Below are 13,272 nucleotides of genomic sequence, written 5' to 3'. Positions count from 1 at the left end.
TTCGGGAGGAGTGCTGAAGCCGCAATTCTACGGCATGCCGTACGTACTTACCTGGCGCTCAAGCGATCGGCGATTTCACGAAGTCAAGAAGCAATGCATTCAGCCGATCTGCACCCGAGAGCTGCAACCAGTGGCCCACACCATCGATGCGTTCATAGCGAAAACCTGCACGACATTGCTCGCGTGAATCGAGCATCTGTTGCTCGCCCAATGCTGGATCGTGCTCGCTCCAGACACCCATCACCGGCACATTGACCGGCAGCCAAGCGCGCGCGGATGACGGCTTGAAATTGGCGCGATAATAATTCAGCGCTGCCGTCAGGCGACCTTCGGGGGAAAGCGCCGCAATCCAGATCTCTTGCTGTTCGCGGCTGCGAATCATTTTTCGTAATGCAGCCCAGTCCCCTGCTTTCAGCAATGCCTCAGCGACTACAGGGGTCTTGAAAACGAGCATGTACCAGAACCGCAGTTTCTGGCCGAGGTTTGAAGAAGCGATTGCCTTGGGATGGCCGACCGACAGGGCGGCATAACGCACGACGCGCTCCGGCGCATGCATGGCCAAGTGCCAGCCAATCAATGCGCCCCAGTCATGACCGACCACGACAGCCTTGTCGATACCCAGCGCGTCCATGAATCGCAATACATCATCGGCGAGAAACGACACGGCATACGCGCCGACGTCTTGCGGCATATCGGTCTTGCCGTATCCACGCAGGTCAGGTGCAATCACACGCAGACCCGCCGCAGCCAGTTCAGGAATCTGACGGCGCCAGATCTGGTGCGTATCGGGGAAGCCATGGAGCAGGATCACCGGCGGACCTTCGCCAGCTGTCACGTAGTGCATGTTGAGGCCATTGACCTTGGCGTAATGCGACTCGAATTCCATGCGGCTCCCCTTGGCGCTGACTCGATGAAACACAGCTTACCAGAACGTAAACGCCTGTCCAGACCCCACCTGTGGATAAGCAAATGGATATCCACAGGTACGGTTTGTGCAGAACTCGGGTTTTGTACACAAGCAAAAATCTTGTCCAGATTTGCCACCAGGAAGCCCGGTCAATAGTGCACTGCCTTATACGTAGTGTAAGTCGATGATTTTGTTCTTGTTAACCGGGTTGTCCACAGAAGGTGGTGTCCCTTACTTATTACTACCAATGTTGTATACAGTTATTGGTTGTAAACCTGAGATGCCTGTTTCAAAAAAAATTTTCTGTCCGTGGCAGATCGCAGCAACCCGGTCACTGCAAGCCGGCTTTCAGGTCTGTGGAGAACCCAATGCATATCCACAGGATGGAATGTGCAAAAGCCCGTTTTTTTCAACGGTCCGCAAATCTGTTCACCTTCGCTGCACCGTGAGCACCAGGGTTCTCCAGTCAGTTTGAAACTGGGTAAACCGTTGAAGTTATGGAAAAATCCGGACTTATCCACACAATCAGCCGCGTTTACTATTACTACTATTTTGTATACAAGCTTTTAAGTAAACAAACTGCATAACTTGCGCACCGAGCATCTTCGGCCAGAAGCTCGACTGAACATCGTTCTAAAAGCGTTTTTCAAAAAAAAACCGCAGCCGCAAAAAACGGCAGCAATCTGAGATTGCCAATCAGCATCGATCACTGACAACCAGCTTCCAAGCGCCAACGTCCTGTGGACAAGCGCCTGCATATCCACAGCATCAACTGTGCAGAACCCCGGCTTTTGGCGACAACCAAATTTTTGTCCACGATCCGTGCGTGACTCGCGCAGGTGTTGTCCCGCATAAAAAACAGGACTTAACGCGCTGATTCTGTTGAGTAAACGAACCTTATCCACAGAAAATCGTGCGTTTACTTACTACTATTATTTTGTATACAGATCTCTTAATTAAATAAGCAAACAGCAGCGCAGCCAAAAAAAAGCGTTTTCCAGAACGAAAAACCAGGGCCGCAAATTTGTCTCCAACGGCTGACAATGCTGTGTACAATCCGGCGCTTATGCACAACGGCCCAGCAAAAAAATGCGTCTAGGCATCATCAGCGCGTTGCACGAAGAACAGGCAGGGCTCGTGGAAGCCTTGCAAGGGCCCTCCACGCTCATCCACGGCAAGCGTGAGTACTTTCTCGGACAGCTGTGGGAAATCGACGCCGTGTGCGTTCTGTCGCGAATTGGCAAGGTTGCTGCCGCCATGACGGCGACAACGCTTGTTGAGAAGTTCGGAGTTACCCACATCCTGTTCACGGGTGTGGCTGGTGCAGGGGACGCGTCGATCCGGGTTGGCGACATCGTGGTGGCTGAATCGCTCGTCCAGCACGACATGGATGCCAGTCCCCTCTTTCCCCGTTTCGAGGTGCTATTGACGGGCCAAACGCATTTTCAGCCGGACGCCCGGCTGTCGCAGCGGGTGTCCAGTGCAGCGCATGCGTTCCTGGACGAGGAACTGACGCATGCGATCGCGCAGACCGACCGTGAACAATTTGGCTTGAGACAGCCGCGGGTACACCGCGGCCTGATTGCCAGCGGCGACCAGTTCGTACATGAGTCTGCGAAGATCGACGCGATGAATGCCGCACTGCCTGGCCTGGTGGCGGTGGAGATGGAAGGCGCTGCGGTGGCGCAGGTGTGTCACGAACTGAACGTGCCGTTTGCCGTCATCCGGGCGATCTCGGACAACGCCAACGAACACGCGGCGCACGACTTCATGGGCTTCGTGAAGACCGTGGCCGCGCAGTACGCATTCCACATCACCCGGCGCCTGTGCCGGGATCTGGCGGCAGCGCCGCTCTAGTCCAGCAGCGACTCGGCCGGCATGTAGTCGTAGTCCAGTGCGTGCGCCACGGCCTCGAACGTGACCTTGCCCTGGCAGACATTCAGGCCATGGCGCAGGTGGGGATCATCTCCCAGCGCGCGCCGCCAGCCCTTGCCGGCCAGTGCCAGCACGTGCCCGATCGTGGCGTTGTTCAGCGCAAAGGTGGATGTGCGCGCGACTGCGCCAGGCATGTTCGCCACGCAGTAATGCACGACGCCGTCGATGACGAAGGTCGGATCGGCGTGGGTGGTGGCGTGGGACGTTTCAAAGCAGCCGCCCTGGTCGATCGCCACATCGACGATGACTGCGCCGTTCTTCATCCGTGACACCATGCTGCGCGTGACGAGTTTCGGCGCTGCAGCGCCCGGCACCAGCACCCCGCCGATGACCAGATCCGCCGAGAGCACGGCTTCTTCGAGCGCCTGCGCGTTGGAATGCAGCGTGGCGATGCGGTTGCCATAGACCAGGTCGAGCTGGCGCAGGCGGTCGAGGTTCTTGTCGAGCACCGTCACCCGTGCGCCTGTGCCCACCGCCATCTGCAGGGCATTGGCGCCCACTACGCCGGCGCCGATGATGACGACGTGGCCCGCAGCCACGCCCGGTACACCGCCCAGCAGCAGGCCCATGCCGCCCCTGGATTTTTCCAGGTGCGCGGCGCCCGCCTGGATCGACATGCGCCCTGCCACTTCACTCATCGGCGCGAGCAGTGGCAAGCCGCCGCCCGGGCCAGTAACGGTTTCATAGGCGATGCAGATGGCTCTTGACCGCACCAGCGCCGCCGTCTGATCGGGATCGGGCGCCAGGTGCAGGTACGTGAAGAGGATCTGGTCTTCGCGCAGCATCGCGCATTCAGCCGCCTGCGGCTCCTTGACCTTGACGATCATGTCAGCCTGCGCAAACACCTCCTGGGCGCTGGCCACGATGCTGGCGCCGGCCGCGACGTACTGCGCATCGGGCAAGCCGATCTCGTTGCCGGCGCCCTGCTGGACGAGCACCTGGTGGCCTTGCGCCACCAGTTCATGCACCGATGCCGGCGTGAGGCCGACGCGGTATTCGTTGTTCTTGATTTCGGTTGGAACGCCTACAAGCATGGTGAGTCTCCTTGTTGTTGGTGTGGTTCCTGCAACTGCTGTTACTGCTCCTGGCGAGAATGCGGGTTAGAAAGCACATCGGCGACCGAAGTCGCCGATGTGGTGTGAATTACAGGCCCAGTGTCATCAGGCTGGCGTTACCGCCAGCCGCCGTCGTATTGACGCAGACGGCACGTTCGGCTACCAGCCGCCACAGATCGACCGCGGCCAGTGGTTCGGTATCGACCACCCCGACGATGGCGCCGCTGCGCGCCGCCAGCTGCGTGCGCAGCGAGCCGGCCAGGCCCGATTCGACCAGGGCGATCGCGAATTCGCCCGCATCGACTTCGTCCTTGCCGATGAAGCGCACGCGCTCCTTGACCGCCTGCGGCAGGTTGGCCGGAATCGCCTCTGGCGACATGGTCAGCACCAGTGCGCGGTTGCCGGTGGCCAGCGCAGCTGCCACTTGATTGAGCAAACCCGCCGGCGTGCCCGATGCGCACAGCACGACGCCGCGCGGCGTGAACGACAGGCGATTGCGCTCGCCGGTCGGCCCCGGCAAGTCGATCGCCACGCCATTCAGCGACGTGCGCGCATAGCCTTCGGCCAATGCCACCACGGGTTGCTGGCCGTTCGTGCGCAGCCAGCCGATCAGCGCTTCCAGCGCAACGTCAGCCTGACGGACATGGTCCATCAATGGCGCCGCGCCGCGCTGCAGGCGCTTGATGTACAACGGGCCGCCGGCCTTCGGACCAGTCCCGGATTTGCCCTCGCCACCGAACGGTTGCACGCCGACGACTGCGCCGACGATATTGCGGTTCACGTAGATATTGCCGACGTGCGCATGGTTGACGATGTAATCGATCGTTTCATCGATGCGCGAGTGCACGCCCAGCGTCAGGCCAAAACCCGTGGCATTGATCGACGCGATCACCTTCGGCAGATCGGCGCGGCGGTAGCGCACGATGTGCAGGACCGGGCCGAACACCTCTTGCTTTAATTCTGACAGCGACGCAATCTCGAGCACCGTTGGCGGCACGAACGTGCCGCAGCTGCTGATGGCGCTCGGCAGCTCGAGCGCGAAGTGGCTGCGCGCCGTGGCCTTCGTGCGTTCGATGTGCGCCAGCAGGTTGCGCTGCGCTTCCGCATCGATGACCGGGCCGATATCGGTTGTCAGGCGATCCGGGCTGCCCACGCGCAGTTCCTGCATCGCACCCTTGAGCATCTTGATGGTCTTGTCGGCGATGTCTTCCTGCAGGAACAGCACGCGCAGCGCCGAGCAGCGCTGGCCGGCCGAATCGAAGGCCGAACTCAACACGTCGCCCACCACCTGTTCGGGCAGCGCCGACGAATCGACGATCAACGCGTTCTGGCCACCCGTTTCGGCCACCAGCGGAATGTCGATGCCTTCCTGTTCCGCGCGCTTGGCCAGCGTGCGGTTGATCAGCTGCGCGACTTCGGTCGACCCGGTGAAGATCACACCCTTGATGCGGCTGTCGGCAGTCAGCGCGGCGCCGACGACTTCGCCGCGGCCCGGCAGCAGTTGCAGCGCAGCGCGCGGCGTGCCGGCCTCGAGGAACAGCTCCACCGCGCGGTGGGCGATCAGCGGCGTTTGCTCGGCCGGCTTGGCCAGTACCACGTTGCCGGCGGCCAGTGCAGCCGCGACCTGCCCCGTGAAAATCGCCAGCGGGAAGTTCCATGGGCTGATGCAGCTGACCGGGCCGAGTGCCTGGACGTTTGCTTGGACTCCTGTTGCAGCGCGGATCTGCACCGCGTAGTAACGCAGGAAGTCGACTGCTTCGCGCAGTTCGGCGATCGCGTTCGGCAGCGATTTGCCCGCTTCGCGTACGGCCAGGGCCATCAGCTCGACGCCATGGTGCTCGAACAGGTCGGCGGTGCGCTCCAGGATCGCGGCGCGCTCGGCCGTGCTGGTGGCGGCCCACTCGCCGGCAAAGGCACTGGCCGCTGCCAGCGCGGCGTCGACGTCGGCGCGCGAGGCTTCCTGCACCAGGCCGACGATATCGGCCGACTGCGCCGGGTTGACCACGTTGGCGAGCGGGCCGGCGTCGACCTTTGCTGCGGTCAGGGGCGCGGCGACGTGCCGGCGCTGTTGCGACAGGCCAATGGCCAGCTCGCCCAGGATGTCTTCGTTGACCAGGTCCATGCCGGCGGAGTTCTTGCGCTCAGTACCGAACATGTCCACCGGCAGTGCGATCGCCGGATGCGGCTTGCCACCGCTGGCGCGGGCGGCCTCGAACGGATCGGTGATCAGGGTGTTGATAGCAACGCTCTCGTCGACGATCTGGTTCACGAACGACGAGTTGGCGCCGTTTTCCAGCAGGCGGCGCACGAGGTAGGCCAGCAGGGTTTCGTGAGAACCGACCGGAGCGTAAATACGGCAGGGTTTATCGAGGTTCTTGCTGCCCACGACCTGGTCGTACAGCGTCTCGCCCATGCCGTGCAGGCACTGGAATTCGTAGTTGCTGATGTTGCCCAGACGCGCCCACGTATAGATGACGGACAGCGTATGCGCATTGTGGGTGGCGAACTGCGGGTACAGGATGTCGGACGCACCGAGCAGCTTGCGCGCGCAGATCAGATAAGACACATCGGTGTGCACCTTGCGCGTATAGACCGGATAGCCGGGCATGCCGTCGACCTGGGCGCGCTTGATCTCCGCGTCCCAATAGGCGCCCTTCACCAGCCGTACCATGAACTTGCGGTTGCTGCGCTTGGCCAGGTCGATCACATAATCGATCACGTACGGGCAGCGCTTCTGGTAGGCCTGCACGACCAGGCCGATGCCTTCGAAGCCGGCCAGCTCGGGGTCGAACGCCAGCACCTCGAGCATGTCGAGCGAGATCTCGAGGCGATCGGCTTCTTCGGCGTCGATATTGATGCCGATGTCGTAGCGCTTGGCCAGCAGCACGAGGCTGCGCACACGCGGCAGCAGTTCGTCCATCACGCGCGCCGACTGCGCGCGGCTGTAGCGCGGGTGCAGCGCCGAGAGCTTGATCGAGATGCCCGGGCCATCCTTGATGCCGCGGCCATTCGAGGCCTTGCCGATCGCATGGATTGCCTGCTCGTACGACGCATAGTAATGTTGCGCATCGAGTTCGGTCAGGGCTGCTTCACCCAGCATGTCGTACGAGTAGCGGTAGCCGCGCGTTTCATTCTCGCGGCTGTTTTTCAGTGCCTCGTCGATGGTCTGGCCGGTGACGAACTGGTTGCCCAGCATGCGCATCGCCATGTCGACGCCCTTGCGGATCAGCGGTTCGCCACCCTTGGCGATCATGCGCGTGAGCGCCGAGCCCAGGCCTTGCTCGCTGTTGGTCGACACCAGCTTGCCGGTGATGAGCAGCCCCCAGGTAGCCGCGTTGACAAACAGCGACGGGGATTCGCCCAGATGCTTGCGCCAGTCGCCCTTGCTGATCTTGTCGGCGATGAGGCGGTCGGCCGTTTCGCTGTCCGGAATGCGCAGCAGTGCTTCTGCCAGGCACATCAATGCCACGCCTTCTTCCGATGACAGCGAGAATTCGTGCATCAGGGCGTCCACGCCCGACGAGCGGGTGCGCTTTTCGCGCACGGCGGCGACCAGGCGGTGCGCCAGTGCCTGGGCGTCATGGCTGGCGCCTGACCCCTGGGCCAGCAGCCACTGCACCGCCTCGGTTTCATCGCGGCGGTAGGCGGCCGTGATGGCAGCGCGCAGGGGAGTTTGGTCGCGCTTGATTTCAGCGTGAAGAGCGTCGAACGGAACGAAGGTGGAGGCCGGGTGAGCAGCAATCTGCATGGCTATCTAGTCAAAAGAAAAATACACAACGAGGGCCACCGCACAGCAAAAGCGCCGTGCTGTGAGCAACAGCCGGCGCAGATTGGAACTTGGTGGAAATGATTCGATTGTAGAAGGATTTCTTCTGGATTTATTCTGGATTTAACCGATACTGGCAATAGATAGTTTTTGATGCGACAATCTGACCAAATAAAATTTACAAGGAGATGTAGCATGCTGGACAAGATTAGCAAAAAGATTCTGGCCGAATTGCAGAACGACGGCCGCATCAGCAACGTCGAACTGGCGGCGCGTGTCAACTTGTCGCCGGCTGCCTGTCTCGAACGTGTGCGCAAGCTGCACGAATCGGGTTACATCATGGGCTACACCGCCCAGCTCAATCCGCAGTTGCTGGACGTGTCGCTGCTGGTGTTCATCGAAGTCGTGCTCGACCGCACCACGCCTGAAGTGTTCGATGCCTTCAAGCAGAGTGTGCAGATGATTCCCGAAGTGCTCGAATGCCATATGGTGGCGGGCGGCTTCGACTACCTGGTCAAGGCGCGCGTGAAAGACATGGCCGCTTACCGCGAATTTCTGGGCAAGACGCTGCTGCAGAAAGGTGTGCGCGAGACGCACACCTATGCGGTGATGGAAGAAGTGAAAAATTCCACCAAGCTGCCAATTCGCTGAGTTAAGGCTGCCCAGCCAGGCCGGTCTTGCTGGTCTGGCCAGTCAGGCGTAGCGCGCCGCGGTACAAAAGGCTGGCAGGTGGCGCTTGCGCGGCCTGACTGGTGGCCTGAGTGAGATCCTGCGGCGTAGCGGCGCCGCGGCCTGCTTCGAACGTTACTTTGCGCATCGGGCCCACCCCATCCGGTTCTTCGATGCGCACCGCCATCCTGCTGGCGCTGGCAAGCGCGTCGCCCTCACCGGCCACGGCATCGATCACGAAGCGGTAGCCCGGGCGATTGTCCAGTTGCCCCGTGCCTTCCAGCTTGACCCGGTTGCCGTCGAGCGTGATCCGATCCAGCGTGTCCCCTTTGAATGACGTGCTGCCCAGCAGACGAAACACGAACGGCGTGCCTGCATCTGTCTTGAGCGCGAGTGGCGCTGCCAGCCGGAAGGCTGTTCTGGCAGCCGGCGAATTGACGCCGCTGCCGGGAGCCACGGCCGACTGGAGCATCCCTTCGCCCACCAGCTGCGCGCCGTCGGTAAAGCCCACCCGCACGAACGCAGACATCGTCGTACGCCTGCGCGCCGAATCGGTGACGATCACGGTCGCGCGGTAATCCCCTGCAACGCCATACGTGTATTCAGCCAAGACTGTACCCGCGCCATTGCGCTCGCGCACGACCGCCGGTAGCGGCCCGCTGCCATCGCCCCGGTCGATGGTGGCCGTATGGGTGTCGCGGACATTACGGTCGCGAAATGACAGCGTGAGCCTGGCAAGCTCGTTCTCGCGCAGCGCCGGGATTTGTAGTGGGCCCAGCACCGGCGCATCGGTACCGCCGCCACCGCGGCGCAAAAACACCAGGCCGGCGTTCGATTGGGCAAGGATATCGCCGTTGGCTGCAATACCAAGCCCTTCGGTTACCACCAACCCTGTTGGCGAGTTGTGCAGGTGCAGATTGAGATCGGTCGCCACGCCCATGCGCGACCAGCGATAGGCGCGGCCTTCGTCGAGCATGCCGGAGCGGATCAGGCCCACACTCACGCCATCATCGTTCAGTGCGTTGGCCTCGGACGTGAACATGCCCGCCGGGTGCAGGCTGAGAAAACCGCGCGCGCGTGAGTACCGGAAGGCGCGAAACTCGTTCGTCGTCGGGCCCCGCACTGCGCCGATGACCTCGCCCGTTTCATTGAGTGTCGTGGGATAGGCAGCATTGATGCTGACAGCGGGTTTTCCTGGGCTCGACAAGAAGAAGCCACGGGTTGCCGCGTCGACGATCCGCCAACCGAGAATGTCGCCCTGATTATTGATGCGGATACCATACGCACTGCGTGCCCCGAACGTTCCCAGATTCGTGGGACGGCCGTCAGCGTTCCAGACCAGCGTGGTCGTGCCGCCATTGACAGCGCTGCCCGAGCCGACGACGGCATCGAGATCGTTGATGCCGTAGGCAGCGCCTGGAACGAAGCCGCTGACGCCGGGCAGTGATGACAGGCGGTTTGCCGACGTCCAGCGCACTGCACGCACGCTGCTGTTGTCGCTGGACGTGGCAGACAGACCCGCGATCTGGCCATGTTTGTTGATCGCGTCCAGGGAGGCGTATTCGCGCGCATTGAGCGACGGTAGCACGACCCGGCCTCTTGTGGCCGACCAGCGCAGCGGCTGGTAACGCAGGCCGCCGGGACTCTGCGCGTCAAGGAAGCGTGCGTTGAAAATCACCTCACCTTGTTCGTTCAGACCGCCGACAAACGTACGCTCATTACCCGGAGGACTGATATCGACAATGCGATCGCCATTGAAAAACGCCACCTGCGTGCGACCGTCCGGCCCCGGGTACTCGAATGCCGCCTGCCCACGTGCATTGACAAAGCCGTTGTAGCTCGTTGGTGCGGCGAGATTGACGATGCTGTAGATGTCACCACCACTGCGCCCGGCATCAGTGGTGTCATCCTCGGCAGCCGCTGTAGCGCGGCCTGAGGCCGCAAGCATGAGCAGCAGAGTGATCCCAAACACACCGAATTTGCCCGTCGATAAATGGCGCATTGTCATCTCTCTATCTCCCTGTAGGCGCGTGTGCGGTATGCACGGCGCATGCCCATTCTGGAACGTGACGAATCATTCAGGATGAGCTAGCGCAAACCCGGTGACGGATCTCGCGCAAAATGGATTTGGGAATTGCATGGTAGGCAGAGCCACCAAGCAAGGAGGTTGGCGTACAGGTAAGAAGGGAGACGCGACTGCGCCATCCCCGGTGACAACGTATCAGACGACCTTGCGCACGCCGCCTTTAGAAGCGCTTTCGGCCATGCCTTCGAGGTTCTTGCGCAGCCAGCGGTGCGCCGGGCTACGGCCGTCGCGCTCGTGCCACAGCATGTCCAGGTGGACGGCCGGCAGCTGGAGCGGCAATTCTTTCCAGATCAGGACATCGGCCATGCCGGTCGAGACCAGCAAGTGCTTCGGCAACACGGTGATCAGATCCGAGTTGGCCACTACCCGGCCAGCCGTGAAGAACTGGTTCACCGTCAGCAGGATGCGCCGTTCGCGGCCCATCTGGCCCAGTGCCTCGTCCACCAGGCCATGGGCGCGGCCCGAAAAGCTCACCAGCAGGTGGTTTGCCTTGCAATACGTGTCGAGATCGAGCTTTTCCTTGGCCAGCGGGTGATCCTTGCGCATCACGCATACGTACACGCCCGAATACAGTCGCTCGTGGCGAATCGGTGAGCCGGTTTCATACGACAACTGGGCTGCCACCCCGGGGAAGAAGCCCACCGCCAGATCGATGTCGCCGCGCAGCAGCATTGGCCGCGGTTCGCGCGTGGTCAGCGGCACCATGCGGATATTCACGCCCGGTGCCTCGCCTTCGATCGAGCGCATCAGTGACGGCAGCCACAGGGCAGCGGTCGCGTCGGCCATCGCCATCCGGAACGTTGCCTGCGCCTTGGAGACGTCGAACGTTTCCGGCATCACAGCCGCTTCGAGAGCCGCCAATGCCTGGCGCACGGCCGGCCACAGCGCTTCGGCGCGCGGCGTCGGTTTGACGCCGTAGGCGGTGCGGATCAGGAGTTCGTCGCCCAGGCTTTCGCGCAATCGCTTGATGGCATTCGAGACCGCAGGCTGGGTCATGGCCAGGTGGCCGGCAGCGCGCGTCAGGTTTTGCTCGGTCATGACGGCATCGAACACGCGCAGCAAATTCAGGTCAAGCGTCAGAAAGCTCATGGAATTCAGGATAAAACTGTCGTGAATACAAGTGTACCTCAACTCATTCACAAACAGTATAAGTGCCATCAGCGATGGGAATTAGATTTATATGTTGCGATGCACTAGAGTTATCCACAATCATAGAACGAGTACATCATGTCTTCCACCGCCACTTTAGTTCAAGCCGCCAGCGCGGTGCCATACAGCCTGTTGTTCAGCCTGACCATCTATTTCGCCCTGTTCGGCGGTATCGCCCTGTTTTTCCGTCCCCTGCTGGTTGGCATTGGCCGCGCGCTGTATCTGACGGTACGTCCACGTCCGAGCAAATCGACCTTCCCGTCGAAATCAGCCTGACGTTTATGCATCGCTGACTCACTCCCCTTCGCTGAACGCGGCACCGGACACGGTAGCCGCGTTTTTTTTCGCCTGCAGCTTCGTATTCTGGCAAACGACTCTTAACTCTCTTGTTCACGATGGTGACTTGGTGTTACCGGATTTTACGCGGGCACAAAATGTGACAAAGTTCACATAGAATTACATTATTTAAAATTTTCTAATCGAACATAAATGCATTTTTAGCGTCAATTGATGTAAATAAATGCCATGAACTAGTAAATTTAAAAGATTTTAGTAAATTTCTGGCATGCGCAGATCCAATACGTAATGTAGAAGGATATAGCTGAACTTAAATCGTAATAGGCAAAATTACTAGCAAGATACCAGCTATTAAATGTAGTTCACATTCTCTATAATTTACAGAAAAACTATAAGTAACAAAGTGAGCGGCGCAAAATTTACTACTGAAAGTACAAGATAAAGCTAACCATGTAGAACGTTGGAGGGGCAACCAGGATACGACGCGAATTCAATACGCGAGCGAACGCCGCCAGCGGATCAAGTCAGCTGGCGGCGTAGGGGTGTCACGAGGGAGAAGTGAGCCGACAGGGGGCGTCGGCCAGAGAGGCGATCAGGCAGCGGCTTTATCGGCCGTCAGACGTTCGTACTTGATGAGGAGTTCTTCGCGCGATTCGCGCCAGGCCGGGTCAAGCGGGATGCAAGCGACCGGGCACAGGAGTTGGCACTGCGGTTCTTCAAAGTGACCGACACACTCGGTGCACTTGTTCGGATTGATCTGGTAATACTCGTCGCCCATCGAAATGGCATCGTTGGGACATTCGGGTTCGCAGACGTCGCAGTTGATGCAGTCGTCGGTAATCAGGAGGGCCATGGTACTTCCAGGTAGATCAGGCGACCGGTGCTGGGGGCAGGCTGGCGATCTTGTTTTGCAGCCAGCGGTCGACCGATGGGAAAACGAATTTGGACACGTCGCCGCCCAGCATGGCGATCTCGCGCACGATGGTGCCCGAAATGAACTGGTACTGGTCGGACGGGGTCAGGAACAGGGTTTCGACATCCGGCAGCAGGTAGCGGTTCATGCCCGCCATCTGAAACTCGTATTCGAAATCGGATACCGCGCGCAAGCCGCGCACGATCACACGGGCGTCGTGCCTGCGCACGAAATCCTTGAGCAGGCCCGAGAAACTTTCGACCTGCACGTTCGGATAATGGCCCAGCACTTCATTGGCGATTTCGAGGCGCTCTTCAAGCGTGAAGAAGGGACGCTTGTTCCGGCTGTCGGCAACGCCGACCACCAGACGGTCGAACAGGCCGGATGCGCGGCGTACCAAATCCTCGTGGCCGCGGGTGAGCGGATCGAAAGTACCTGGATAAACAGCTACAACCATTGCGGCTCCTGTGAAAAATACACCGTGATAGAACGCGC

General features: G+C 60.3%; 10 protein-coding genes. 3 read left to right on the top strand and 7 right to left on the bottom strand.

The genetic code is table 11. The features are described from left to right. Positions 1 to 58: 58 nt before the first annotated feature. Complete coding sequence (locus AC56LW_RS13005) at positions 59 to 886, bottom strand: alpha/beta fold hydrolase (protein ID WP_499634859.1); 828 nt, start codon at positions 884 to 886, stop codon at positions 59 to 61. A 1,110-nt stretch (positions 887 to 1,996) separates the two neighbouring features. Between AC56LW_RS13005 and AC56LW_RS13000 the strand changes: the two genes are divergently transcribed. Beyond that, positions 1,997 to 2,764, top strand: coding sequence for a 5'-methylthioadenosine/adenosylhomocysteine nucleosidase (locus tag AC56LW_RS13000; RefSeq protein ID WP_499634856.1), 768 nt, complete (start codon positions 1,997 to 1,999; stop codon positions 2,762 to 2,764). On the opposite strand, the gene ald is transcribed toward AC56LW_RS13000, so the two are convergent. Further along, a complete protein-coding gene (ald, locus tag AC56LW_RS12995; protein WP_499634853.1) occupies positions 2,761 to 3,876 on the bottom strand; it encodes an alanine dehydrogenase in 1,116 nt (371 codons plus the stop codon). The genes AC56LW_RS13000 and ald overlap by 4 nt on opposite strands. A gap of 109 nt (positions 3,877 to 3,985) precedes the next feature. Continuing rightward, positions 3,986 to 7,645, bottom strand: a complete 3,660-nt coding sequence (putA, locus tag AC56LW_RS12990; protein ID WP_499634850.1) for a trifunctional transcriptional regulator/proline dehydrogenase/L-glutamate gamma-semialdehyde dehydrogenase — start codon at positions 7,643 to 7,645, stop codon at positions 3,986 to 3,988. A gap of 213 nt (positions 7,646 to 7,858) precedes the next feature. On the opposite strand from putA, the gene AC56LW_RS12985 reads away from it, so the two are divergent. Beyond that, positions 7,859 to 8,314 carry an Lrp/AsnC ligand binding domain-containing protein gene (locus AC56LW_RS12985; protein ID WP_183554882.1) on the top strand — a complete coding sequence of 152 codons (456 nt, stop codon included), beginning with the start codon at positions 7,859 to 7,861 and terminating at the stop codon, positions 8,312 to 8,314. A gap of 1 nt (position 8,315) precedes the next feature. Here AC56LW_RS12985 and AC56LW_RS12980 read toward each other — a convergent pair whose 3' ends face one another. Beyond that, the gene (locus AC56LW_RS12980) at positions 8,316 to 10,280 is read right to left on the bottom strand and encodes a hypothetical protein (RefSeq protein WP_499634847.1); all 1,965 of its coding nucleotides are present in this window, start codon (positions 10,278 to 10,280) and stop codon (positions 8,316 to 8,318) included. A 273-nt stretch (positions 10,281 to 10,553) separates the two neighbouring features. Beyond that, entirely contained in the window at positions 10,554 to 11,507 is a 954-nt protein-coding gene (locus AC56LW_RS12975) for a LysR family transcriptional regulator (RefSeq protein ID WP_183554886.1), read from the bottom strand. A gap of 138 nt (positions 11,508 to 11,645) precedes the next feature. On the opposite strand from AC56LW_RS12975, the gene AC56LW_RS12970 reads away from it, so the two are divergent. After that, positions 11,646 to 11,843, top strand: a complete 198-nt coding sequence (locus tag AC56LW_RS12970; RefSeq protein ID WP_499634844.1) for a hypothetical protein — start codon at positions 11,646 to 11,648, stop codon at positions 11,841 to 11,843. 613 nt (positions 11,844 to 12,456) lie between these two features. Here AC56LW_RS12970 and AC56LW_RS12965 read toward each other — a convergent pair. Both AC56LW_RS12965 and coaD read right to left on the bottom strand, forming a co-directional pair. After that, complete coding sequence (locus tag AC56LW_RS12965; protein ID WP_183554890.1) at positions 12,457 to 12,717, bottom strand: YfhL family 4Fe-4S dicluster ferredoxin; 261 nt, start codon at positions 12,715 to 12,717, stop codon at positions 12,457 to 12,459. Between the two features lie 16 nt (positions 12,718 to 12,733). Next, positions 12,734 to 13,234 (bottom strand): pantetheine-phosphate adenylyltransferase, encoded by a 501-nt coding sequence (gene coaD / locus AC56LW_RS12960; RefSeq protein ID WP_332531188.1) that lies wholly within the window; start codon positions 13,232 to 13,234, stop codon positions 12,734 to 12,736. Positions 13,235 to 13,272: the final 38 nt, after the last annotated feature.

It is taken from the genome of Telluria sp. LT2P80, from assembly GCF_059685955.1.
Note: the sequence above shows the minus strand (reverse complement) of the source record. Positions and strands in the feature narration are given on the sequence as shown.